We start from the raw sequence: 25470 nt of genomic DNA, 5'->3' as shown, positions 1-25470 counted from the left end.
CCCGAAACAGGACGGGTAAATTATGCGCGCAGCTTGACGTCGATAGCATCCTGACCGCGGGTCGTGCGTTGGGACTCGTGCGTATGCTGACGATCGGACACATCGAGGATTTCCTGGTTATTGACCAACTCACCCAGGGTGATGTTGTTCAGGAAACCGGTCAGACGATCGCTCAGGTCACGCCACAGCGCATGGGTCAGGCATTTGTCGCCGCCCTGGCAGCCGCTTTTACCCTGGCAACGGGTTGCATCAACAGATTCGTCAACGGCGCTGATCACTTCACCAACAGCGATACTGCCTGCATCTTTACCCAGCAGATAACCGCCGCCCGGGCCACGCACGCTGGCAACGAGGCCATTTTTGCGCAAGCGAGAGAACAGTTGTTCCAGATAAGAGAGGGAGATTCCCTGACGTTCGGAAATATCAGCCAACGGTACCGGGCCCGTTTCGGAGTTGAGCGCAACGTCCAGCATTGCGGTCACGGCATAACGCCCTTTAGATGTCAGTCTCATGTCTTAACTTAGCCTCAGACTCGCCCCTGCCCGGGGTTTTTATTAAAATTTAAAATAATGTCGCATAGCAGGGGCAAGTCTGACATTCCTGACTAAATTGGTCAACTATTTACTTGACTGTTTTAGTCAGGTATTTGGCTTTACGTGCCGTTTTGCTGAGGGGCAATTTGTGCCCCTTTCTAAGGCCAGAACGCACGCAAGAAAAAATGTGCTACCTCTACTGTTTTTCCTGCGTTTTCTGCTCAATTGACGCCAGAATTCCACGCAGGATGTTCAGTTCCTGGCTTTCCGGACGCGCACGCGTAAAGAGGCGGCGCAGCTTGTTCATCACCTGGCCCGGGTGACTTTCACGGATAAACCCGGTGGAAAGCAGCGTCTTTTCCAGGTGACCGTAGAAGCGCTCCAGATCATCCACCAGCGGATACGGCGTCTCTTCATGCTCTTCTGTGTTGACGTTTTCCTGGGTTGCCAGCCACGCCATGCGGACTTCGTAAGCGATCACCTGAACCGCCATCGCCAGGTTCAGAGAACTGTATTCCGGGTTCGCGGCAATCGCGACGTGATAGTGGCATTTCTGCAGTTCGTCGTTGGTCAGCCCGACGCGTTCGCGCCCAAACACCAGCGCGACCGGAGCATGCTGTGCCTCGGCAACGCTTTTCAAACCACACTCTCGCGGGTCGAGCATCGGCCACGGCAGCGTACGCGAGCGGGCGCTGGTGCCGACGACAAGGCTACAGCCTGCCAGCGCTTCATCAAGGGTATCGACAATGTGCGCATTGCCAATCACATCGCTGGCACCTGCGGCCAGCGCGATGGCCTGCGAGTCCGGTTTTACCAGCGGGTTTACCAGCCACAGGTTGGTTAAGCCCATCGTTTTCATTGCGCGGGCGACGGAGCCCATGTTGCCAGTATGAGAGGTTTCAACCAGCACAATTCGAATATTTTGCAGCATATTTTTTCAACGGCTAAAGAATATTCGCGCATATTATCATAAACCGAAGACATAATCCGAATTCGCTGCTATCATACGCGCCGTTTTCCGTTCTTTAACATCCAGTGAGAGAAACCGATGCATCCGATGCTGACCATCGCCGTGCGTGCTGCGCGCAAGGCGGGTAATGTAATTGCCAAAAACTATGAAACCCCGGACGCTGTAGAAGCGAGCCAGAAAGGCAGTAACGATTTCGTGACTAACGTAGATAAAGCTGCAGAAGCAGTGATTATCGACACTATCCGTAAATCTTACCCGCAACACACCATTATCACCGAAGAAAGCGGTGAGCATGAAGGCACAGATCAGGATGTTCAATGGGTTATCGATCCACTGGATGGCACCACCAACTTCATCAAACGTCTGCCACATTTCTCCGTCTCTATCGCCGTGCGCATTAAAGGCCGCACCGAAGTCGCAGTCGTTTACGATCCAATGCGTAATGAACTCTTCACGGCAACCCGTGGTCAGGGCGCACAGCTGAACGGCTACCGTCTGCGTGGCAGCACTGCGCGCGATCTGGACGGCACCATTCTGGCGACCGGCTTCCCGTTCAAAGCCAAGCAACACGCGGCGACCTACATCAACATCGTTGGCAAACTGTTTACTGAGTGCGCGGATTTCCGTCGTACCGGTTCTGCTGCGCTGGACCTGGCCTATGTGGCTGCGGGCCGCGTTGACGGTTTCTTCGAAATCGCCCTCAAACCGTGGGATTTCGCGGCGGGTGAACTGCTGGTTCGTGAAGCAGGCGGCCTGGTTTGCGATTTCACCGGCGGTCATAACTATATGACAACCGGCAACATCGTTGCAGGTAACCCACGCGTGGTGAAAGCGATGCTGGCGAACATGCGCGAAGAGCTGAGCGAAGCACTCAAGCGTTAATGCCTGATAACCGCTTGCGGCCCGGCTGCAAGCGGTATCCTCTTGCGGTGAATCAAAAAGGCCGCAACCCTCTTACCATCATTTCCGCACTCAGCCACATTACAACCGATGCGGTGACAAGAATGGCCCCACCTGCCAGCGCCAGCGTCGTCCAGCCAACCTGTTTCCATAAGGCAGGCGCCTTATTCGCACTTAATTTCACCGCCAGTTGACGAAAACTGTGCACCAGTAGCGCCAGCGTTGAGATAGTCAATGATGTCCCGGCCGCCATCGCCATCGCCGACGCCACACCCCAGCCGAAAACGCCAATCACCTTACTGAACAGAAGAACCATAATGGCCCCGGAACAGGGTCGCATCCCCATCGAGAGAATGATCATCAAACGCGCGCGCCAGTCGTCACCCTGCAGTAGCTGCTCCGATGTGGGCAGATGCTGATGCCCACAGCCGCAATGTTCATGATGCTCATGATAGGGCGTAAACGCGTTAAACGTGGGTTGGCGTAACAGGCGGCGAAGTTTTTTGACCGCACGCCAGCAGAGCAATATGCCCAGTACGCCCACCAGCGCATAGCTTCCTTTTTCCAGCCAGAAGCTGCTTAAGTGCAATTGGCGAGCCGGTAGCGCCAGCACGCTCAAGACCACAAAAACCAGCGTCACCGCCACCAGTCCTTGCAGTAAGGAAGAAGCCAGCGTCAGCCCAATACTGGATTTCAGACGCGAAGGATGCGTTGCAAGCCAGGTGGCGATCACCACTTTTCCATGCCCCGGCCCCAGCGCATGCAGTACGCCATACATAAAGCTCACCAGCAGCAGAGAACCGCCCGCGGCGGTCGGGTTTTCTGCCACAGCCTGAATCAGCGCGCTCATTTGCCGGTTAAACCCACGCTGCCAGCTGACACTTTCACGCAATACCTGCGGCCAGATGTGCCAGAGCCATAGTGCAGCGCCCAGCGCGAACAGAATAAAGAGAGCAAGCGGCCACCACTGCTGCCAGCGCCGCAGCGGTCGGCGTGTTGTGGCGATCACGGGCATTGGACAGTCACCGTCTGCGCGAATTGTTTACCCAACTGCATGTCTTCCTCCGGAGCATCCGCTTTATCCAGTGATTGGGCATAGTTCAGCACATCTTCCCCCGGCTTCGGTGTTTTAACTGTAAGTTTGCATGTCTTTTGCAGCGAATCAGGCAGCGTGGCATCACTCTCACTGGCGTAACTCATGTCGACAAAATAGGTTGGATCATAAGTAGAAAAAGTATACGTCTGCCCACTTAGTGGCTGCGGTTCTGCCAGCGGCAAGATAAAGGTAAGTACCGCCTTATGTCCTTCCCTCGCGAGACCATAGCTTAAGGGTCGATTTTGAAATTTCACTTTTTGCCCGTTATGCCAGACCTCGGTGAAGTAATGCTGCCCCAGCACATTGGCCATTACTTCCGCCGCCAGCTTTTTCCAGATTTCGTCACCCGGTTTGGCATCGCCTGCATCATAGAGGAGGTCTGCGGAGGTAATTTCATCCATCGTCCAGCGCATATTCAGCCCGGTCCACTGCCCGTTATCCACCACGAGCTGCATTTTTATACGGATGAAACTGTGCGGATGCGCCAGCGCACTGAATGATAAAAATGCGAGAAAGAGCCCAAAAGCACATTGTTTAACTGCTTGCATGTATTCCTCACGAGAAAAATTCTGTGATGCTCTCCGGCAATCCTGAAGGAAAGGGCTGCGGCTGCGCTTTCACCAGACATACCTTTAGCTATTCTTATCAAATAACCTTACTGGGGCCTGACAGATGACCATAGAAATGACACCGCCATCTGTGCTCTCCAGTCCGCAGCGCCGCTGCCAGGTGCTTTTGATGCTCGCACTCCCCGGGCACACTGTCACCACGGAAATCATACGTGCCATGAATGGCGTGGACGAAGAGGTCACCCGGCAGGATATTGCCGATACTGACCATGAGATCCAGCGTTTTCATCGGCTTAATATTACGTCCCGACAGGACGGCAGCTACCGGATTGAAGGCACAGCACTTGACCAACGTTTATGCCTGTTGCAATGGCTCCGGCGAGGGCTGCGCCTGTGCCCCCATTTTATCGCCCAGCAGTATGCGCCAGCGCTCAAAGCCGCACTCAAGCAACAGGGCGTTGCCCGCACGCTGTATGACGATACCAATTTGCGCGCGCTGATTAACCTCTGCGCCCGGCGCTTAGAGCGCTCATTTGAATGCCGTGACATTCAATTCCTGCGTCTTTATCTCCAGTACTGCCTGCTACAAAGCCACTACGGGTTTACGCCGGAGTTTAACCCGGTTCAGCAGGCATGGACACAGATGCGCGCAGAATACGCAGCGGCGCATGAAATCGTGCGTCACTGGCGTCGCCGTGTCACCGCGTTACCGCCCGGCAATGAACATGCCTTTCTTTCACTGCTGTTTATGATGCTGCGCACGCCGGATCCGCTGAACGACAGTCAGCAGCAGGATAAACGCCTGCAACAAGCCATTGCCCATATGATTGCCCGCTTTCGCGCACTTGCCGGTCTGCGTTTCAGCGATGAGCAAGGACTGGCAGCGCAGCTCTATGTCCATCTGGCCCAGGCGCTGGATCGCAATCTCTTTGGTATCGGCATCGATGACAGTCTGCAGGAGGAGATTTTCCGTCTTTATCCACGTCTGGTACGCACCGCCCGCGAAGCGTTATTGGTGGTGGAAAAAGAATATGGCTTACGTTTTAGCGATGAGGAAGCGGGCCTGGTGGCGGTCATCTTCGGGGCATGGCTGATGCAGGAAAGTGACCTGCATGAAAAACAGGTCGTATTGCTTACCGGCAATGAACCAGAGCGCGAGCAGGAAATTGAATTGCAACTGCGCGAACTCACACTGCTACCGCTCAATATCAAATATTTGCCGCTGCAGGATTTTCAGAAACAGGGGGCGCCGCGCGATGTCACGCTGATCGTGACCCCGTATACGACCCCGCTGCCCCTCTTTTCACCGCCGTTAATCCATGCCGATCGCCCGCTGACCGGTCATCAGCAGGCGCATATCCGTGAAATGCTTGAAGCTTAAGGCTGAGCGGCAACCTTAGGGCGTAAAAACAGTGCAGGCACTGCCAGTAGCGCCATGACCCAGAACAGCCCCTGATGCAGATGCTGAAATAAGAATCCGGAGAACATGGTCATCACCGCAATACTGCCCCCCATTGCGACGGCGGAATAAACGGCCTGCAGGCGGATTATCTCATTATCTTTGCGGGCAGCGATGTAGCGCATACCGGCCAGATGGCAGACGGTGAAGGTACCGCAGTGCAGGATTTGCGCGACGATAAGCCACGGCAGATCGGTCGTCCATCCCATCAGCCCCCAGCGCACCAGTCCGCAAACGGCAGACAGTAAAAGCAAATCGCGGGCACTAAAGCGGCGGAACAATCGGTTACTGAGCGCAAAGACAATGACCTCAGCGACCACCCCCAACGACCACAGATAACCCACCGTTGAAGCGGAATATCCCGCTTCCTGCCAGTAGATCGCGCTGAAACCATAATAGGCAGCATGCGCCCCTTGCAGTAGCGAAACGCAAGCCAGGAAACGCCAGCTTTTTACTATCAGTAAGTACCATGCCTTCCAGCCAGTGGCATCCTGATGACGGGTATCTCCCTGAGGCAAAATCGACGGGCGTAGCAACATCCCCAACAGCATCGAGGCAACCCCCAGCGTCAGCATTGCCAGTACGGCACGATAATCAAACTCGCTAACCAGTTTTCCGGTTGCCGCCGATCCAATAACGAAGGCGATAGAGCCCCAGACGCGTACCCGACCGTAGTCCATGGGAAACTGTTTCTGCCAGGTATTGGCAAGCGCATCCGTCAGCGGCACCAGCGGTGAGAAAAAGAGATTAAAGCCGATAATCACCACCATCAGCCAGGCCACATTGGTCCCGGCCCAGAACGCGAGAGCAAACACCAGCGTGATCAGAGCAAGTATGCGTAATGCTTTGATAAGCAGGGAAGGATTACTGACACGCGGGGCGATAAGCAGGCTACCGAGAAAACGCGCCACCAGGCCTGCGCCGAGTAAGATCCCGATGGTTTCCGGCGTGAGTCCTGTGCCTTTGAGCCAGACGCTCCAGAAGGGCAAAAAGATACCGTAACTAAAAAAATAGGTGAAATAAGCGAGCGCCAGCCAGCGCGTGGACTGCAAAACCATGATTCCCTCCTGAATGAGGCGATAGTCTGGAGGGAAACCGGCAGGCTTGCAAGTAACAGTTAGATAACATGCCTGCCCATTCGCGAGCAGGCCTGTTTTTTCAGGAAAGCAACTCCAGCACCATTGTCTGGCTGAGACGCTCGCCCGGTTTTAACGCGGTCAGATGTCCACCCTGCGATCGGTGATGATCGTCCGGCGCGTGGCTCATCGGCTCAATACAAAAGAAGTCAAACGCATAGCCTTTATCAAACGCGGGATCGGAAACAAAAACAAAGTAACAAGGGGCAGCAGGTTCGGTTTTCATCCGTAGCACATAACCATGCTGCCTGATAAGCGCCTCGCCGTTCCAGCCTGCAAAAGCGTTGTTCACCCACCGACGTGGCAGCGCGTTCAGCTGATTGAAATCCAGTGAGTCAGGCAATCTGTCCTGGTACTCACCCGCCAGCCACTGCTCGCGCTCCAGCCAGTAGCCCGAAGCCTTCGCCTGTAACTGCGTCGTTTCGCTCAGCGGAAAGTACGGGTGCCAGCCGAGGCCAAATGGCAGGGTCTCTTTCCCCTCATTCGTGACGGTAAGCGTCACCGATAACGACGACGCCGAGAGGTGAAAATGCTGCTGCGACTTGTAGCGATAAACCCCATGTCGATGTTGATAAACGAGGGTTAATCCATCGTCTGACGCCCCGTCACACTGCCAGTCGTTCAGCCAGCCGTCACCGTGCAGATAGTGGCTGTCCCACGCTACGTTCGGCGCCAGATGATACGACTCGCCTTCCCATTTAAAGCGATTTCCGCTGACCCGATTGCCAAAAGGCACCAGTGGGAAGCAGGATGACTCCACCGCCACGCCGCTCTGCTTGCCGGGGCGCAGCAAGGGCGTATCGTTGTGCCAGAAACCTTCAATGGCCCCACCGCGTTCTGACACCACGAGCCGTAACGCCCCGTTCTGTAAGGTATAAAGCGCCATCTTGTGCCTCGTCAGTCAGGGAAATTGATAACCACTTTGCCGCACTTACCGCTCGCCATCAGCGCGTATGCCTCTCCCGCCTGTTCCAGCGAGAATCTGTGGGTGATGGCATTACGCGGCCACAGTTTCCAGTCGGTAAGGTCATTCGCACATTTTTCCATGTGGAAAAGACTGGTCACCCAGGAACCGATAATGCGCCGCTGGTGATGCATCAGATCGGCGCTGACTTCGAACTCCACTTTGCCGGTTTCGCCAATATAAACCACGCGGCCCCAGTCAGCGGTAGATTGCAGGGCCAGCAGACGCCCGGCGGCATTGCCGGAGCAGTCGAGCGCCACATCAGCGCCGCCGCGTGTGATATCCGCAATGATCGCCGCAAGCCCGTCGGTGGTCGCCAGATAGCCGTGGTCCATCACCCCAAGCTGCCTGGCCATCGTCAGTCGTTCCGGCAGCATATCCACACCAATGACGCGTTTCGCACCACGTCCCCGCGCCAGCATCATAGCCATCATCCCCACCGGGCCGAGTCCGACCACCAGCACGTTATCACTACCGGACACCTCTCCGCGCAGAATGCCTTCATAAGCCGTACCCACGCCACAACTCACAAAAGCGCCATCTTCATAACTCAGGGCTTCCGGAAGCAGGATGAGATCTTTCTCTTCCGCCAGCAGGTATTCGGCGTGGCCGCCATCGCGCTGCCAGCCGTAAGCGGCTTTGCCTTCTCCGGTACAGGAGATTGGGAATCCCCGGCGACAGTTTGCGCAAAATCCGCAGCCCGAGATGTGGTACACCAGCACGCGGTCACCCTCTTTGAAATGGCGACACCCTGGCCCACGCGCCACAATCTGCCCGCACGGCTCATGCCCATTGATAAAACCCTGGTACAACGGTTTATCCGGCGCCGCAGCGGTCGCCCGATGTTGATGGTAAATGTAATGGACATCGCTCCCGCAAATACCCGACGACTTCATTTTAATCAACACCTGGTTGATGCCAGGTTGCGGGACGGGTACTTCCCGCAAATCGACGGTGGAATTGCCCGGTAAGTAAGCTGCCAGCATGGTTTTCATCATTCCCTCGTTCCTCTGTAGCAATTATGTTTGCGCCCTGTCCGGCGCGAAGAGTCATCGAATCAGCGTTTTTTACTGTTACGTTGGGTCAGCAGAATGTTCGCCAGTACCGCCACCACGATGATGACGCCGCGCACCACCTGCTGGAAAAAGGAGTTAATTCCAAGCAGCACCAGCCCGTTACCGATAAGCGTGATGACCAGCACACCAAGCAGCGTGCCGAGCAAAGAGCCGCGTCCGCCGGAAAGCGCGGTGCCGCCGACCACAACGGCGGCAATCACATCGAACTCCAGTCCGTTAGCCGCACCGGCATTGCCCGACCCCAGGCGCGCCGCCAGCAGAATGCCGGTCACCGATGCCAGCAGGCCGGACAGCGTGAAAATCAGAATACGCACCCGTTTGACGTTGATGCCGCAAAGTTGCGCGGCGGTCGCGTTGCCGCCCACGGCGAACACCGAGCGACCAAAGGCGGTTTTACGGCTGATAAACACAAAGAGCGCGAAGATAATCATCATGATCAGCGCCGAAACCGGCACGCCGAGAAACTGTCCGCCCAGCCAGTCCAGTACATCACTCTCTTCAATAGGTACCGGCAGCGCATTGGTCATAAACAGACCCATACCGCGCAGGGCGCTCCATAACCCTAAGGTCGCCACGAAGCTCGGGACGTTAAACACACCGCGCAAAATGCCCGCCAGCGTGCCCAGGACCGCCCCCAGCAGGAGCACCAGCAGGCAAGCTACCAGCAGAGGCACCTGGAATTGCAGCAAAAAAGCCAGACAAACCGAGACAAAAGCCACCATGGGCCCGACGCTGACATCAATTTCACCGGAGATAATAATCAGCGTCATCGCCCAGGCGGCAATCCCGATAGTGGCGGCATCACGCAGCACGTTCATTTGGTTGTTTAGTGAGATAAACCCGGGCGCATTGAACGAAAACACCAGGTACAAAATGGCGATCACCACCAGCAGGCCAATCACGTTGATATGGCGACCTACGAACTGTTTTAGCGACCCTTTTTTGCCATGCGGCAGGGTGATAGATGAGGCAGACATCGTAAATTCCTCTGTAGGGCAGTCATCAGTGGACGGACAAAATCGCGGACATCAGTACATCCACGCTGACGGGAGAGACAAATTCGCGGGTAAACGTCCCTTGCTGAAGCAACAGGATGCGGTCACACACCAGCGGTAGCTCCTCCACCTCACTGGAAATGAAGACCACGCTTTTGCCTTCCTGGGCCAGTTCACGGACGATGCGGTAAATTTGCTGTTTGGCTTCAATATCGACACCGCGCGTAGGTTCATCGAGCAACAGGATTTGGCTGCCCGCATAGACCCAACGCCCGATCACCACTTTTTGCTGATTGCCGCCGGAGAGCGTGCCGATAGCGGTTTCGCTGCTGCTGGCTTTCACACTCATGCGCTGCATGATGGACTCGGTGAAGGTCCGAATGCGTTCCCATTGCAGCACACCCCGTCGGCTGACCGAATGGCGATTGGTAATCACCGTATTTTCATCCACGCCAAGCAGCGGAATGATCCCGGCCTCTTTACGGTTTTCTGGCGTATACCCCATGCCGCGGTGGATCATGGCGCCGTAGTCAGGTTTTTGCAGCGTTTCGCCGTTAAGGGTGATGACGCCCGCCTCGAAACTTTCCAGACCAACGATCGCTTTGAGCAGTTCCGTGCGCCCTGCCCCCAACAAACCGGCAATGCCCAGCACTTCTCCCCGCTGCAGATGAAATGAAATGTCTTCCAGCTTGGGCCGCATTCGTAGCCCTTTGACCTCCAGCACCGTTTCCTCATGGGAAACCGCCTGGCTGACCGGAGCGAGATCCTGATGCTCGCGCCCGAGCATCAGCGAGACAATATGCCCGGTGGTGGTATTTTCCAGCGCCACATTACCCGCCACCTGCCCGTCACGCATGATGGTGGCCGACGAGGCAATCCGCCGGATCTCTTCCATCCGGTGGCTCACGTAGATGACCGCCACGCCAAGCGCCGACATCTGTTTGACCGCCGACATGACCAATTCCACTTCGGCGCTGGCCAGCGAACTGGTGGGTTCATCGAGGATAACCAGTCCCGGTTCCCCGGCCATCACACGGGCAATTTCCACCAGCTGTTTTTGCGCCGGGCTCAGGTTTTCCACCAGCGCATCCGGTTCAACATCGACACCCAGTTTTTCCAGGCACAGACGGGCCTGACGCTGCATGAGCCCGGTGTCAATCATGCCGCCCTGCTTCGGCCAGTGACCGAGGCAGAGATTTTCTGCCACCGTCAGACCTTCGACCAGGCTGAGCTCCTGATAGACCGCCCGTACGCCAAGCTCCGCCGCACGGCGGGTTAAGGTGGCATCCGCACCCTCCAGCAGCGTGCCAGAAAGACGCACTTCACCGCTGTCGAGCCGTTCACTGCCAGTCAACATACGAATGAGCGTCGATTTACCGGCACCGTTTTTACCGAGCAAGGCCCGGACTTCACCTCGGTGAAGAGTGAAATCAACGTTATCCAGCGCCACAACGCCCGGGTAACGCTTATTCCCCCCTTTCACGGAGGCGATGGGGTTTTCATGCATAACCATCGCCATGTTCCGCCTCTGTCAGGGTAAGCCATCCACGTGAGTCGCCAGCCACTGCTTGCCGTCATCCGCTTTGGTATAGAGATCGATAGGCACCTGAATCACCTTCTCTTTCGGCGGTGTCTTGTTGATAACGTTCATCGTCTGGGCAAAGACCGCATCGCCCATCTTCTTGCCGGAGATATCAACAACGGCTTTAAGCACCTGATTGTTTTGTAGCTCCTGGGCAATTTCGGTGGTCATATCAGAACCAAACACCGCAATTTTTCCGGCCTGGTTCTGGTTGCGAACCGCTTTCACTGCACCGAGCGTGGCCCCACCCGACTCGCCCATAATGGCGTCGATGTCCGGCGTTGAGATAATCAGCTTTTCACCCACGGAGATGGCTTTATCGAGCACCGTCCCTTCCTGATTAGCGACGATTTTCATCCCCGGCACTTTCGCTTTCAGCGCCTCTTCGAAGCCTTTGCGGCGCTGCACGCACACTTCGTAGGCCTCACAGTTGATAACCGCAATTTTCGGTTCTGTGATGTTTTTCGCGACAAAGTACTCCGCTGCGGCCTGGCCTAATTTGCGCCCGAACTCCATCGGGTCACCTACCAGCCAGGCAGAAACGTACTTATCCACCCCTTTCTGGCTAATGCAGGTGTTGTAACAAAGCACCGGAATACCCGCCTCGCTGGCGCGGCGAATGGTGCGGCTGCTGCCGTTTTCCGAAACGGCGGAGAGAATGATGGCGTCCACATTGCGCGCCACCAGGGTGTCAATAAACGAACTCTCTTTCGAGATATCGCCCTGGGCATTGGTTTCAATCAACTGCACCTTCACTTCGGAGGCTTTAGCCGCATCCTGCACGCCCTGGCGCACCCCGGCGTAGTAGCCTTGTGTGTCGAGATAGATAGCACCGATGGTCATCTCTTTCGGTGCCGCATGAGCAGTAAAAACAGTGGTAACTAACGGGAACAGGGTCAGTGCCAAAAGCGACGCTTTTAATGTGCGGGACATAATTGTCTCCTTGTAAGGTCTTCGTTTTGTTGTGTTTTACGCGCGGCAAGACGCGTGGTGTTACCTTAAATTTTTAAATATTTTATACATTTACCTGAGAGCGGCGGTCAGGCCGCTCGCAGATTTCAGTAAACAAGATTTAGTGAATGAGATGCAGCACATAGGACATCACCCGCGAAAAGAGCGCCGCTTTCGGCCAGGCGGGGTTAAGTTTCGTCAGCGCTGCGCTGGCCTGGCTCCATTGATATTCATCCCCCATGCCCGCTGCGGACAACGCCTGAATGTACAGGCACTTCTCCTGATGCTGCTGTTGCAAAGAGCCGTACAGTGAGAGCAAATCGGGCTGCGAAACAGCAAAGAAATCCGCTTCAACCGGGGCGTGGAGCATATTGGCTGCCCACTGCGCCATATCCGTAAACAGCGCGTCAGCAGCAACGTTATCGCCCAGCATGCGCAGCGCCATGCCCTGCCAGAAGAGATAATCTGCGGGCTGGTCGTTGTAATAACTATGGACATTGAGTGTGCGGTCACCCTGCGCGGCTTTTTGCCAGGCCGCCTGCGCCTGCGCCTCATCTCGTTGCAGCCGGGCACAGACACCTAACCAGAACCAGATGTCGTTGTCGGTCTGCCCAGGCAAACGTCCTTCACTCAGGTTTTCCGGGTAACGCAAGGCGGCGGTGAGCAATAATTCTGCGCGGGCCGGATGGTGAGCGTCGATGGCCTGCCACGCCTGCAGCAATTGATTGAGAATAAACTGGCCCGTAATTTTACCTTCACCCCCTTCCCAGGGGTGGAATTTACGATGCTTTAGCACGGCGGTGGCTTTCTCTGTTTCACCACACAGGTGCCAGAGGTTAAGCAACTCCGCCGTCATGTCATCGCGTTTTAAGGCACATGGAAGGTTAGCCTCCAGCCGTGTCAGTCGACTTTGCGGCGTGGCCCCCGTAAGTTTTGCCAGCAAATCACGCTCAAACAGCAAACGCGCGTCGTCGGGTAATAAACGGCAGGCAGTGTCGAGATAACGGGCGGCGAGCGTTTCATCCTGTTGCTTATTCCAGGCGTATATGGCGAGACCACGCCAGGCATCAGCCACGCTGTCGTCCATCGCCACGCACTGCTGCCAGAGCGCCACCGCTTTTTCGTCATTGCGCTTACTGTAGTGGAAACAGGCCAGCAAATGACGGGCAAACGCACTTTCCGGGAGCATGTTTAATGCATCCACTTCATCCAGCGTATTTGGGAAACGCACAAAGCGCGGGAAAGCGTCAATAGCACGGGCAATCAGCGGCGCACGGTCGGATTCAGTGAGCAAGCTCGCTTGTAGCAACAGTGGCAAGGTGCGCTCACAAGCCAGTTTCTCCAGTACCCCGATAGCCTCAGTTTTCATTCCCCAACTCAATAGCTGCCCGGCAGTGAGTAGCGCGTTGATATCGCGCCCGCCGCAGATGTCGCGCCAGGCGTTCAGCGCTTCATCACTGCCTTCGCTTTGCCATTGCAGCCACCACACCGTTGGGTTCAGCGGGTAGTCATGACGCAGCGTCTGTAGATTTGCCTTCGCCTCTTCTGCATCACCGCTCAACTGCAGCAGGCGTACCTGCAGGCACAGAACGTCCTGATTGGTCGGGCAAGCCCGTAGACTCTGGCGGCAAAACTCGATGCCCTCCGGGTAGTGCAACTCACGGGCAGCCAGGCGTGCCAGCCCATAAAAACCCGCCGCTTTGCTGTTGCCGCTCCAGGTCGCCCGCCAGAAATCCTCTTTCGCCTCCGGGAAGCATTGCTGGCGTTCAAGGGCGCTGGCACGAATAAAACTGGCCTGCCCGCACTGCGGATTTTTATTCAGTCGGTGTGCGCGAGCCAACGCCTGCGTCGCATATTCGACGGCGCGCGGGTAGTCAGCACGGTTATATTCGAGGGTGGCCAGCGCCAGGTTGCAGCGATAATCGAGCGGATCAATCGCCACGCCACGGATGTAATAATCAAAGGCCGAACGGCTGGCATGGTTGTACTGCTCAAGGTGCTGACCAATAAACCAGGCTTCATCGGCTGAGGTTATGTTTTCTGCAGCGGCAGGGGCGGTCGCTACCTCCGGCAGAGGCAACTCACCAGGCTGGTGCTCTTCATACGCCAGAACGACGATGCCATTCGCATCCGTCAGCGTAAGCGTCAGTCGCGTAGGGAGAGCAACGTCAAGCTCGCCCTGTAGCACCGAGCACGGTGCCAGATTTACGCTTTCGTCCAGCAGCGGCTTCGGATTGCCTGCCCCGGTGAGCGTTAAACGGTATCCTTCCAGTGAAGCAATGGCATACAGCCCCCACTCCACGCCGTTGTCACTGCGCTGCAGCTTTAATACCGCATCCCGTGAGGCGTTCTGTACCATCCCGAGGGTGTGGTACGGCAGGAAATACTGCACAAAGCGTTTCTCTTCATACGCATCAAGCCAGGTGAAATCGGGCTGATTATCGGCAAAGATCCCGGTCATCAGCTCAATGTAGGGTCCGTTGATATCGGTGAGGCTACGATCCCAGGCCTGACCAAATTCACTGTGTCCCCAACTCCACTGTTTCTTGCCAGGCGCAATATGGTGGTCGGCAACGTGCAACAGCCCGCCGTCTTCATCATGCGACCAGGCCCCGACGAAGTCATAGGCCGACTTCTCCGCCATGTACGAGGTCGGGACTGGCACGTTCTTATAGCGGGAAATGTCGACCCCAGCGGAATAATCGACTTTGTAGTAAGTCCCGGTGGCGATGGGGAACGCGGACACGGCTCGTTTGCCGTGGTCGAACACGGCTGTCACATCAGGCGGGAAGACGCTTTGATGGTCATCACCCCCTTTCACCGCCGGGTTTGCCCACCATAAAAAGTGGCGCGGCGTGGCGTTAGCATTGTAGACGCGGCTGCCAATTTCGAGCGCAGCGCGATTCGGGCGCAGAGTGAAGCCGGTCATCACCTGTAGCCCGTGCATCGGCTCAGTTTCTCCGACCCATACCGTCTTGCTGCCGTCGTCATGCTCTTCAAACGTGCAATCCACCGGCATGTAGGTGGTCGGGCGATGGTGCTGTGGCCAGTTGAACTCAATGCCCCCCGAGATCCAGGGACCGAGCAGACCGACCAGCGCCGGTTTGATGACCTCATTGTGATAGACAAAATCGCGCTGTTTGACCTTATCAAACGCCTTCTGTACACGCCCGCCCAGTTCCGGAAGGATCATGATTTTCAGATAGTCATTTTCCAGCCAGACCGCCTGCCACGCTTTCTCTGTTTTGCTGTCGCTCAGCGTATCGGTCACCCCGTAGGGGTAGACGGCCCCCGTTGACCCCTGATAAACGCGGTTTTCAAGAAACATAGGGTGAGTGTCCTGCGGACCGGTTTCGTAAGTAGGGATAAAGACGGTTTCACGCCAGACTTTTACGGGTTCCATATTGCCCTCTTAATTAACAAGACATACTAAAATGTGGATTTGTGGGCAGTCTGACAGACTAAGACAAGGCGTTTTCGCATAATAATCACGCAATACACTAAACAAGGTTTAGTAACCATGAGCGTCTGCATTAACAATCAACAGATTCGCCGCATCAATAAATGCGTAGTACTGGAGCACCTTTACCGTGAAAAGCGCGCGACCAAATCCACGTTGGCAAAGCTGGCGCAGGTTTCTATTCCCGCGATAAGCAACATCCTTGAGGAGCTGGCGGCAGAGCACCGCGTGTTGAATGTGATGGACGAGAAACCCTCCCGCGGCCACAGTAGCGGAACCTGGCTGATTGCGCCGGAAGGTGACTGGACGCTCTGCATGAACATCACGCCGACCAGCATCGAATGCCAGCTCGCCAATGCCTGCATGAGCCCGAAGGGGGAGTACGAACGTCATACGTTGAACGCCCCTCACCCACAGGCCTTGCTGGCTGCGATTGAGCAGTGCTGGCATCGCTACCGCAAAGCGTGGCCGGGGCGCACGCTCAACCTGGCGCTGGGGATCCACGGGCAGGTCGACCCGGTAACCGGTGTATCGCAAAATATGCCGCAGGCCCCGTGGAGCGAGCCGATTGAGCTGAAGTATCTGCTGGAGGAGAAGCTGGGTGTACGCGTTCTGGTGGATAACGACTGCGTAATGCTGGCCCTGGCGGAGAAGTGGCAGAATCACGGCCAGGCACGGGATTTCTGCGTCATCAACGTGGATTACGGTATTGGCTCCTCCTTCGTCATTAACGAACGGATTTACCGCGGGACGCTCTATGGCAGTGGACAGATAGGTCACACCATTATCAACCCGGACGGCGTGGCCTGCGATTGTGGGCGCTATGGCTGCCTTGAAACCGTTGCATCATTAAGCGCGCTGAAAAAACAGGCGCGGATCTGGTTGAAGTCGCAATCTGCGCCGATGCTGGATCCCGATGCCCTCACGACCACGCAGTTGATTGCCGCATGGCAAAACGGCGATGCGCGAATCATGGCGTGGGTGGAAAATGCTGCCAGCGCTATCGGCCTGAGTTTGTATAACTTCCTCAATATCCTGAATATCAACCAGATATGGCTATACGGGCGAAGCTGCGCATTTGGGGAGCGCTGGCTGAGCACTATCGTGCAACAGACCGGGCTGAACCCGTTCGATCAGGGCGGGAATCCGCGTATTAAGGCCACACAGATTGAAATGGGGCAGTTAAGTCGCGCTCAACAAATTATGGGTATTGGCTATTTGTACGTTGAGGCACTGCTCAGTGAAATGCACTAGCGAATATAGGAATCCAGCACACTCAGCACCACATCAAGGTCGGCTTCACGTTTGACCTCATCATTTTCATGAACGATATGATCGGTCAAATGCCCTTTGATAACCTCTCGCATCAAACCGTTAACCGCTCCGCGAATAGCGGCGATTTGCTGCAAAACCTGGGCGCATTCATGCGGTTCATCGAGCATTTTTTTCAGTGCCGCCACTTGTCCTTCAATCTTACTCGCCCGCGCTTTGAGCTTTTTTTTATCCCGAATGGTATGCGACATACTGACCTCACTTTCCCCTCTGCTGAGTGGAAAAATCATACCATAGAACAACTGGGGGGGAGTTTCTTTCTACTGGGGGGTAGTATTTTTTACCGGGGGGAGTAAATTGAAAAGAGAAAACAATTAGCGAGAATTATTCTCATGACCGATTTTGCAACCCTCTTTCAGCAGGGAAATGGCTGGGTTTTCATTCCGAGCGCCATTCTGCTCGGCGCGCTACACGGCCTTGAGCCGGGGCATTCAAAAACGATGATGGCGGCCTTTATCATTGCGATCAAAGGCACCATAAAACAGGCGGTTATGCTTGGCCTTGCGGCGACACTATCTCATACGGCGGTAGTCTGGCTTATCGCCATGGGCGGAATGTTTATCAGCCGTCGGTTCACCGCCGAAGCCGTGGAGCCCTGGATGCAGATAATTTCAGCGGTGATCATTCTGGGTACAGCCGCATGGATGTTCTGGCGTACCTGGCAAGGTGAGCGACAGTGGCACGCGGGTCACCACCACCATGACCACGCCCATCACGATCACCACCACGATCATGATCATTCGCCTGCCCACACTCATTCTCAAGGGTTGGTTTTCCAGCCGGCCCAGGCCGCCAGCCTGAGTCTGAACCGGCCGGTGATCCTTTCTGTGCGGAAAGTTGAGAAACAAGAAGAGTATCGTGACGCGCACGAACTGGCCCATGCGCGGGATATTGAGCGCCGCTTTAACGGTACTAAGGTGACTAACGGGCAAATTCTGCTGTTTGGCCTGACAGGTGGACTCATCCCCTGCCCGGCAGCGATCACTGTGCTGTTGATCTGTATTCAGCTTAAAGCGTTAACGCTGGGCGCTACGATGGTGGTGTGCTTTAGTCTCGGTCTGGCATTAACCCTGGTGGCGGTGGGCGTGGGGGCTGCAGTAAGCGTACAGCAGGCAGCGAAACGCTGGTCAGGATTCAACACCCTTGCGCGGCGCGCGCCCTATTTCTCCAGCATATTGATTGCGCTGGTGGGGATTTATATGGGCGTTCACGGTTATTACACCCTGCAATAAGGCAAAAAAATGCCCGCGAGGTGCGGGCATTTTTATATGCTTTCAGGACTTATGCATAAACCGGGAAGCGTGCGCAGATATCCAGAACTTTACCTTTGACGCGCTCAATAACCGCTTCATCATTGATGTTGTCCAGTACATCACACATCCAGCCAGCCAACTCTTTCACTTCCGCTTCTTTAAAACCGCGACGCGTCACTGCCGGAGAACCGATACGGATACCGGAAGTCACAAACGGGCTCTTCGGATCGTTCGGCACGCTGTTTTTGTTGACGGTGATGTTAGCACGACCCAGCGCCGCATCCGCTTCTTTACCGGTCAGGTTTTTGTCGACCAGATCCAGCAGAAACAGGTGGTTTTCCGTACCGCCAGACACCACTTTGTAGCCACGGTTCAGGAACACTTCCACCATCGCTTTCGCGTTTTTAGCAACCTGTTGCTGGTAGACTTTGAACTCTGGCTCCATCGCTTCTTTCAGCGCGACGGCTTTCGCCGCGATAACGTGCATCAGCGGGCCGCCCTGAGCGCTCGGGAAGACAGCGGAATTCAGTTTTTTGTACAGCTCTTCGCTACCGCCTTTTGCCAGGATCAGACCACCACGTGGACCCGCCAGGGTTTTGTGGGTGGTCGTCGTGACGACGTGAGCGTGTGGAACCGGGTTCGGATAGACACCGGCCGCAATCAGACCGGCAACGTGTGCCATGTCGACGAACAGGTATGCGCCAATGCTGTCTGCGATTTCACGCATTTTTGCCCAGTCAACGATACCGGAATACGCAGAGAAACCACCGATGATCATCTTCGGTTTGTGTTCCTGAGCCTGCTTCGCCATGTCTTCGTAGTCAATTTTACCGGACTCATCGATACCGTAAGGAATGATGTTGTACAGTTTACCGGAGAAGTTGACCGGGGAGCCGTGAGTCAGGTGGCCGCCTTGCGCCAGGTTCATACCCAGAACGGTATCACCCGGTTGCAGCAGCGCGGTGTAGACTGCGAAGTTAGCCTGAGAGCCGGAGTGCGGCTGTACGTTCGCATAGTCAGCGCCGAACAGCTCTTTTGCACGGTCGATCGCCAGTTGTTCAACGATATCGACATACTCGCAACCGCCATAGTAGCGTTTGCCCGGATAACCTTCGGCATATTTGTTGGTCAGCTGAGAGCCCTGCGCCTGCATTACACGCGGGCTGGTGTAGTTCTCGGAGGCGATCAGTTCAATGTGTTCTTCCTGACGTACTTTTTCCTGCTCCATAGCCTGCCACAGTTCGGCATCATAATCGGCAATGTTCATTTCACGTTTTAACATCCGCATCTCCTGCTCAGCTAACAATAAAGCAACTCAAATTTGAGGGCCCGTTTTGGGTGACGGCTCACAGTATAACTGATTCATATCGCGATAACAGGTCTTGACAAAGGTTTTTACGCAAACGATTGGCTGCGCGCCAGACAAGGGTTTGAGAGATAATGCACTTTACCTTTGCAACGGAATTCTTTTCACGTTTGTGATGCAACTTCTTCACGTTTGTAATTCGTTGTTGCCCCCGCCCCCCTCTTTACAACCCAGGCATTTCACCTATAAGATGCATTTCAAATACATCTTATAAATCACCTAACAGGAAGCAACCATGCTTGACGTTCAGACCATCGCAACGGTGAAAGCCACCATTCCCCTGCTGCTGGAAACCGGTCCAAAACTGACCGCGCATTTTTACGATCGGATGTTTACGCACAACCCCGAGCTCAAAGAGATTTTCAACATGAGCAATCAGCGTAACGGCGATCAGCGCGAAGCGTTGTTCAACGCTATTGCGGCCTATGCCAGCAACCTTGATAACCTCGCCGCGTTATTGCCTGCGGTGGAAAAAATTGCTCAAAAACACACCAGCTTTCAGATCAAGCCTGCACAATACGACATTGTCGGTCATCACTTGCTGGCGACGCTTGATGAAATGTTCAGCCCAGGCAAGGACGTTCTCGACGCATGGGGTAAAGCCTATGGCGTGCTCGCTGGCGTTTTTATCCAGCGGGAAGCGCAACTGTATACTGAAAACGCGAGCAAGACCGGCGGCTGGGAAGGGACACGCCCGTTTCGTCTGGTGGAAAAAACCGAGCAAAGCGCGTTAATCACCAGCTTTGAATTCGCGCCTGTTGATGGACAACCCGTTGCTGATTTTCGCCCTGGGCAATACATCGGCATCTGGCTGAAACCGGAAGAATTTGCTTATCAGGAAATTCGCCAGTATTCCCTGACCCGCGCCCCTGACGGCAAACATTATCGTATCGCGGTGAAACGCGAAGAAGGCGGGCAGGTATCAACCTGGCTGCATCAGCGCGCGCAGGTCGGCGATGTGGTACATCTGGCGGCCCCCGCAGGCGATTTCTTTATGGATGTCGAGAGTAACACCCCGGTCACGCTTATCTCCGCTGGCGTCGGCCAGACACCGATGCTGGCGATGCTGGATACGCTCGCCAGGACAGGGCATAACGCGCAGGTAAACTGGTTTCATGCTGCGGAAAATGGCGATGTTCACGCCTTTGCCGGGGAGGTGAAAACACTGAGCAGCAAACTGCCGCGCGTGACGTCTCACGTCTGGTACCGCGCGCCTACCCATTTTGATAAACAGGCGCAGGCCTTTGATAGCGAAGGGTTGATGGATCTAAGTAAACTTGAGTCGGCATTCAGCGATCCGGCCATGCAGTTCTATCTCTGCGGCCCGGTGCCGTTTATGCAGTTCACCGCCAGGCAATTAGTCGGTCTGGGGATTAATGCTGAGAACATTCATTACGAATGCTTTGGCCCGCACAAAGTGTTGTAAGTGACGGGTTTGGCCCTCACCCCGCAAGGGGTGAGGGAGAGAATCAGATAGCCGCGTCGTCTTCTTCACCGGTACGAATACGTACCACGCGGGCGACATCAAAGACAAAAATCTTACCGTCGCCGATTTTACCGGTCTGTGCCGTGCGGATAATGGTGTCGACACAGGTCTCAACGATGTCATCAGTGACAACGATTTCGATTTTTACCTTCGGCAGAAAGTCCACCATATACTCTGCGCCACGATACAGTTCGGTATGGCCTTTCTGGCGACCAAAACCTTTGACTTCGGTCACCGTCATCCCGGTAATGCCGACTTCGGCCAGCGCTTCACGCACGTCATCCAGTTTGAAAGGTTTAATAATTGCATCAATCTTTTTCATGGTTGGTCCTTAAAAACGCTTGCCAGTAAGCTACTTCGTAATCGGTTGCTCACACTACCATATTCGCCAGGCCATTACTCTTTAAAGTCGTTGGCATCCAGCTCATGGCGCGAGAGCAATTTGTAAAATTCAGTACGGTTGCGCCCGGCCATTCTCGCCGCGTGGGTAACATTACCTTTGGTGATTTGCAGCAGCTTTCGCAGGTAATTGAGCTCAAATTGATTTCGCGCTTCCACAAACGTGGGCAGGGCCGTGTTCTCCCCCTCCAGCGCCTGCTCCACCAGCGCGTCGCTGATGACCGGCGATGAGGTCAGCGCTACACATTGCTCAATAACGTTGACCAACTGGCGCACATTACCCGGCCAGCCTGCGGTCATTAGCCGTTTCATCGCGTCGGTGGAAAAAGCGCGCACAAACGGTTTATGTCTGTCAGCCGCCTGGCGCAGCAGATGATTGGCCAGCAGTGGGATATCCTCCGCACGTTCCGCCAGCGCCGGGATTTTGAGGTTAACCACATTCAGGCGATAGAAGAGATCTTCACGAAACTCGCCGCGCGCCATCGCTTTGGGCAGATCGCGGTGGGTCGCGGAGATAATCCGCACATTGATGTCTATGTCACGGTTGCTGCCGAGCGGTCGGACTTTGCGTTCCTGCAACACGCGCAACAGCTTCACCTGTAGCGGAATGGGCATATCGCCGATTTCATCAAGAAACAGCGTGCCGCCTTCTGCCGCCTGGAAAAGCCCCTCACGGCTGCTGACCGCGCCGGTAAAGGCACCGCGCGCATGGCCAAAGAGTTCAGATTCCAGCAACTGTTCCGGTAACGCGCCACAGTTGATGGCAATAAAGGCATTTTTACTGCGCGGGCTGGCATTGTGAATCGCCTGGGCAAGGATCTCTTTCCCCGTCCCGCTCTGACCGTTAATCAGTACGCTGACATCAGACTGCGCCACCATTCTCGCCTGCTCAAGCAGACGCAGCATGACCGGGCTGCGGGTAATGATCGTATCGCGCCACTGATCGTCCGAGGCGGGCGCAGAGTGCTCCAGCGCCTCATCAATCGCCTTGTACAACGCATCTTTATCGACCGGCTTGGTCAGGAAGCTGAATACCCCCTGCTGCGTCGCGGCGACGGCATCCGGAATGGAACCATGCGCGGTGAGAATAATGACGGGCATGCCCGGCTGTACTTTCTGGATCTCTGTGAAAAGTTGCATACCGTCCATCTCATCCATGCGCAGGTCGCTGATGACCAGGTCAACTTTCTCCCGGGCCAAAACGCGGAGCCCTTCCTGCCCGCTCTCGGCGGTGACGATGCTGTAGCCTTCACTGGTCAGGCGCAAACCGAGCAGTTTTAACAAGCCCGGATCGTCATCCACCAGCAACAGATGGGCAGGTTTTCGGCTGGTCATGGTTTCGCGTCCTCTTGTTTCGTTTCGGTCCTTGCGGGGCGCGCGCTATCCGGCAGATCATTGCCCGCCGGTTTGCGGCTGGAGAGTCGACGTTCTATATCGGTCAGGTTTTCCAGTTTACGCGTGGTCGTTTCCAATTGCTCACGCAGGAATTGCTGCTGCTGACGTAATGTATCCAGTTCAGCATCCGTCGACTGCTGGAGCTTGCCATAACGGCCACGCTCTTCTGCCAGCTGGAGCTGCAATGTTTGCCCATCACGCCAGAGCTGATAAAGCGGGCGTACAGGGGCGGGAATTTGCGGGCTTAACACATCAAGACGTGCCGTATTCTCACGCCGTTCCAGCGGGGAAATTTTCGCACTCGACAGCAAAATGCCGCGCTTAAAGGCATCCTGCCATGTATCGTCTGACCAGGCGCGCGCCTCAGCACGTGCTTCTGCTGGCGCCAGCCGCCCTGCGCAATCCATACTGCGCAGCCAGAATAACGGGTTGGTATCGAAGGCCTGGCCGGTTAACGACCAAATATTACCGCAGTCCGTCAGCAGGAAATCGGCCAGTTGATGTTCCGGGAGCTGCTCTTCGAATTGTTCATGTACAGCATGCTCAGGCGTCTGGGATACACAGCCTGCCAGCAGCAGGCAGGGTAATGCACGACGCATTTTTTTAGGCAACAACACCGCGTCAGCCACGCGGGAAAAAACGTGCGACATACTCACCTGATTTCGCTTCATTTGTTGGATTTTTCCGACGCATTAAGCGGTAGCTCAATGCGAAAACAGACATCTGCATGAACGACGTCCACCAGATGCAACTCACCCTGCATACGGCGAACGCAGTCTCTGGCGATGCTTAACCCCAGGCCACTCCCCTTCACCGCGCCTTTTCGCTGATGGCTCCCCTGAAAAAAGGGTTCAAAAATCATACTGCGTTCCGCCTCAGGAATCGGCGTGCCGGTATTGGATACTTCAATACGCAGCCGCGAGCCCGCAAGATAGCTGTGAATATAAATGTTACCGGATTCAGCCCCATAGTGCACCGCGTTCGAATAAAGATTATCCAGCACGCTCATCAACAGCATCGGCTCAGACCAGCAGGAGGCGGCATCGAGCACAACCTCGGTATGCATCATTTTAGCTCGCGCGGGCAAACTGTGAGCCGTAAGAACCATATCTACCAGCGGCTCGATCTCCACGTCTTCCAGCTCAACCGCGCCATCCGCCAGTTTCCGGTTGTAATCGAGTAATTGTTCAATCAGTTTTTGCAGATTACGGCTGCTGTCATCAAGGATAGCCACTACCTCTTTCTGCTCCGCCGTTAACGGCCCGACAACCTGATCGGCAAGCAATTCGGTCCCTTCACGCATACTCGCAAGCGGGGTTTTCAGTTCATGAGAGATATGGCGTAAAAATTGATGACGCTGTGATTCGAGCCAGGAAAGACGTTCGCTCAGCCAGATGATACGTTCCCCCACGTAGCGCAGCTCACGCGGACCTTTAAACACAACCGTATGCCCAAGGGAACGCCCTTCCCCTAACCGGTTGATCATCCGTTCAATGCCCTTCACCGGGCCGATAATCATCCGCGTAAAGAGCAGTACCATGGCCAGACTCACCAGAAACAGCACCAGCGCCTGCCAGCCGAAGAATTGACCGCGCTCGGCAATTTCCTGCTGCAACTGCTGCCCACGGGAGAACACCACCTGCCGCGTTGATTGCACCATCTCGGTATTCGCCGCAGCAAAGGCTTCGAGCCGCGCGGACGCTTCTGCGCCCGGGCCGCTATTTTTGCACTGCAACTGGGCGAGATCATTCAAATCCTGACGCAGCGCCTGGTAGAGTTTTTCATCGGGCAGCACGCCAGCGTGCGCATCCAGCATCTCGCTATAGCGTTTACGTTGGCTCTGATACACCTTTGCCAGCGTAGAATCGTCCAGCACACAATACTGACGGTAACTGCGCTCCATCTCCAGCGCGGCATTGGTCATCGCCTCGCTACGTCGCGCATCGATAAGGGTGGTGCGATTCGTTTGTGCCGCCTGGGCGCTCAGGGCATTCAGGCTTTGCCATGCCTGCCAGGCAAGTACCAATAAAGGCAATAAGATCAGTAAGAACGCCATCATAACGACCTGGCGTAGGGAGCGGGGGAAAATGGGCCAGCGTTTCAACGCAATACTCTCGCAAATCGGGTTTAACAGGATGCTAGCTGAGTAATGTGCTACGGGGAAGCCAGAAAAAACAAAGCCGGGGATAAACCCGGCTTTGTTTAGCAATTAGGCGGTGCCTAACTCGACGTTTCGCCCGATATCTGAAAAAGCGAACTTTTATCAGCAGTTGGACGGCAGGCACCTTTAAGTGCGTCATTCGAAGTTTATGTAGCACGTCCCGAAGGGGCTGACATAAGAAGGTGAATGAGCCACTGGTTATTATTATGCAACACTTATGCCAAAACACAAAACAAAATGTTAACCATATGAAATATATGAAATTTACCAATTTAACCCATTCAATAGCGGTTGAATGATTTTCATGCTAAGTGTCTCCGATTAGCAACACCCTTTGCGCTCCAACCCATCATTCATATAAATCAATAACTTAAGTGTCTCCATTTA

Annotated in this window: 22 protein-coding genes; 5 read left to right on the top strand and 17 right to left on the bottom strand. The window is 55.1% G+C overall.

The window, feature by feature from the left end:
• Window positions 1–20 precede the first annotated feature (20 nt).
• Both iscR and trmJ read right to left on the bottom strand, forming a co-directional pair.
• A complete protein-coding gene (gene iscR, locus L2097_RS00335) occupies window positions 21–512 on the bottom strand; it encodes a Fe-S cluster assembly transcriptional regulator IscR (protein WP_047369275.1) in 492 nt (163 codons plus the stop codon).
• A gap of 217 nt (window positions 513–729) precedes the next feature.
• Window positions 730–1464: a tRNA (cytosine(32)/uridine(32)-2'-O)-methyltransferase TrmJ gene (gene trmJ, locus L2097_RS00330; RefSeq protein WP_047369274.1), complete on the bottom strand. Its 735-nt coding sequence runs from the start codon at window positions 1462–1464 to the stop codon at window positions 730–732.
• Window positions 1465–1581: 117 nt separating this feature from the next.
• Here trmJ and suhB point away from each other — a divergent pair, with 117 nt between their 5' ends.
• Complete coding sequence (suhB, locus tag L2097_RS00325; RefSeq protein ID WP_047369273.1) at window positions 1582–2385, top strand: inositol-1-monophosphatase; 804 nt, start codon at window positions 1582–1584, stop codon at window positions 2383–2385.
• Window positions 2386–2437: 52 nt separating this feature from the next.
• Here suhB and L2097_RS00320 read toward each other — a convergent pair whose 3' ends face one another.
• Together L2097_RS00320 and L2097_RS00315 are read right to left on the bottom strand one after the other, a co-directional pair.
• Complete coding sequence (locus L2097_RS00320) at window positions 2438–3418, bottom strand: nickel/cobalt transporter (RefSeq protein ID WP_250351916.1); 981 nt, start codon at window positions 3416–3418, stop codon at window positions 2438–2440.
• Window positions 3409–4047 (bottom strand): DUF1007 family protein, encoded by a 639-nt coding sequence (locus L2097_RS00315; protein ID WP_047369271.1) that lies wholly within the window; start codon window positions 4045–4047, stop codon window positions 3409–3411. The genes L2097_RS00320 and L2097_RS00315 overlap by 10 nt, the downstream gene beginning before the upstream one ends.
• Before the next feature lie 124 nt (window positions 4048–4171).
• Between L2097_RS00315 and csiE the strand changes: the two genes are divergently transcribed.
• Complete coding sequence (csiE, locus tag L2097_RS00310) at window positions 4172–5449, top strand: stationary phase inducible protein CsiE (RefSeq protein WP_047369270.1); 1278 nt, start codon at window positions 4172–4174, stop codon at window positions 5447–5449.
• Here the strand turns inward: csiE and L2097_RS00305 are convergent.
• From L2097_RS00305 to L2097_RS00275, 7 genes are all read right to left on the bottom strand, one after another.
• Window positions 5446–6585, bottom strand: a complete 1140-nt coding sequence (locus tag L2097_RS00305; RefSeq protein ID WP_047369269.1) for a 3-phenylpropionate MFS transporter — start codon at window positions 6583–6585, stop codon at window positions 5446–5448. The genes csiE and L2097_RS00305 overlap by 4 nt on opposite strands.
• A gap of 100 nt (window positions 6586–6685) precedes the next feature.
• Window positions 6686–7549: an aldose 1-epimerase gene (locus L2097_RS00300; protein ID WP_250351915.1), complete on the bottom strand. Its 864-nt coding sequence runs from the start codon at window positions 7547–7549 to the stop codon at window positions 6686–6688.
• An 11-nt stretch (window positions 7550–7560) separates the two neighbouring features.
• Window positions 7561–8622, bottom strand: coding sequence for a zinc-dependent alcohol dehydrogenase family protein (locus tag L2097_RS00295; RefSeq protein ID WP_250353108.1), 1062 nt, complete (start codon window positions 8620–8622; stop codon window positions 7561–7563).
• 62 nt (window positions 8623–8684) lie between these two features.
• Window positions 8685–9680, bottom strand: a complete 996-nt coding sequence (locus L2097_RS00290) for an ABC transporter permease (RefSeq protein ID WP_250351914.1) — start codon at window positions 9678–9680, stop codon at window positions 8685–8687.
• A gap of 25 nt (window positions 9681–9705) precedes the next feature.
• Window positions 9706–11217 (bottom strand): sugar ABC transporter ATP-binding protein, encoded by a 1512-nt coding sequence (locus L2097_RS00285; RefSeq protein ID WP_250351913.1) that lies wholly within the window; start codon window positions 11215–11217, stop codon window positions 9706–9708.
• 12 nt (window positions 11218–11229) lie between these two features.
• Window positions 11230–12213: a substrate-binding domain-containing protein gene (locus L2097_RS00280; protein ID WP_047369266.1), complete on the bottom strand. Its 984-nt coding sequence runs from the start codon at window positions 12211–12213 to the stop codon at window positions 11230–11232.
• Window positions 12214–12352: 139 nt separating this feature from the next.
• On the bottom strand, window positions 12353–15634 hold the full coding sequence (locus L2097_RS00275) for a DUF5107 domain-containing protein (protein ID WP_250351912.1): 3282 nt from the start codon (window positions 15632–15634) through the stop codon (window positions 12353–12355).
• Window positions 15635–15751: 117 nt separating this feature from the next.
• Between L2097_RS00275 and L2097_RS00270 the strand changes: the two genes are divergently transcribed.
• Window positions 15752–16945 carry an ROK family protein gene (locus L2097_RS00270; protein WP_250351911.1) on the top strand — a complete coding sequence of 398 codons (1194 nt, stop codon included), beginning with the start codon at window positions 15752–15754 and terminating at the stop codon, window positions 16943–16945.
• Here the strand turns inward: L2097_RS00270 and rcnR are convergent.
• The gene (gene rcnR, locus L2097_RS00265; RefSeq protein WP_047369263.1) at window positions 16942–17214 is read right to left on the bottom strand and encodes a Ni(II)/Co(II)-binding transcriptional repressor RcnR; all 273 of its coding nucleotides are present in this window, start codon (window positions 17212–17214) and stop codon (window positions 16942–16944) included. The two genes, L2097_RS00270 and rcnR, sit on opposite strands and share 4 nt — an antisense overlap.
• A 141-nt stretch (window positions 17215–17355) precedes the next feature.
• Here rcnR and L2097_RS00260 point away from each other — a divergent pair, with 141 nt between their 5' ends.
• Complete coding sequence (locus L2097_RS00260) at window positions 17356–18255, top strand: nickel/cobalt efflux protein RcnA (RefSeq protein WP_085005423.1); 900 nt, start codon at window positions 17356–17358, stop codon at window positions 18253–18255.
• Between the two features lie 49 nt (window positions 18256–18304).
• Here the strand turns inward: L2097_RS00260 and glyA are convergent, their stop codons facing one another.
• Window positions 18305–19558 carry a serine hydroxymethyltransferase gene (gene glyA, locus L2097_RS00255; protein ID WP_015370305.1) on the bottom strand — a complete coding sequence of 418 codons (1254 nt, stop codon included), beginning with the start codon at window positions 19556–19558 and terminating at the stop codon, window positions 18305–18307.
• A gap of 319 nt (window positions 19559–19877) precedes the next feature.
• Here glyA and hmpA point away from each other — a divergent pair, with 319 nt between their 5' ends.
• Window positions 19878–21068, top strand: a complete 1191-nt coding sequence (gene hmpA, locus L2097_RS00250; RefSeq protein ID WP_250351910.1) for an NO-inducible flavohemoprotein — start codon at window positions 19878–19880, stop codon at window positions 21066–21068.
• A gap of 43 nt (window positions 21069–21111) precedes the next feature.
• On the opposite strand, the gene glnB is transcribed toward hmpA, so the two are convergent.
• The 4 genes from glnB to qseE form a co-directional block, all read right to left on the bottom strand.
• Window positions 21112–21450 carry a nitrogen regulatory protein P-II gene (glnB, locus tag L2097_RS00245; protein ID WP_024549981.1) on the bottom strand — a complete coding sequence of 113 codons (339 nt, stop codon included), beginning with the start codon at window positions 21448–21450 and terminating at the stop codon, window positions 21112–21114.
• A gap of 74 nt (window positions 21451–21524) precedes the next feature.
• A complete protein-coding gene (gene glrR, locus L2097_RS00240; protein WP_047369260.1) occupies window positions 21525–22862 on the bottom strand; it encodes a two-component system response regulator GlrR in 1338 nt (445 codons plus the stop codon).
• Window positions 22859–23593 (bottom strand): two-component system QseEF-associated lipoprotein QseG, encoded by a 735-nt coding sequence (qseG, locus tag L2097_RS00235; protein WP_047369259.1) that lies wholly within the window; start codon window positions 23591–23593, stop codon window positions 22859–22861. Before qseG ends, glrR begins: the two co-directional genes overlap by 4 nt.
• Window positions 23590–25026: a two component system sensor histidine kinase QseE/GlrK gene (gene qseE / locus L2097_RS00230; protein WP_250351909.1), complete on the bottom strand. Its 1437-nt coding sequence runs from the start codon at window positions 25024–25026 to the stop codon at window positions 23590–23592. The genes qseG and qseE overlap by 4 nt, the downstream gene beginning before the upstream one ends.
• Window positions 25027–25470: the final 444 nt, after the last annotated feature.

The sequence above is a fragment of the Citrobacter sp. MNAZ 1397 genome (assembly GCF_023613995.1).
GTDB lineage: Bacteria > Pseudomonadota > Gammaproteobacteria > Enterobacterales > Enterobacteriaceae > Phytobacter > Phytobacter ursingii.
Note: the sequence above shows the minus strand (reverse complement) of the source record. Positions and strands in the feature narration are given on the sequence as shown.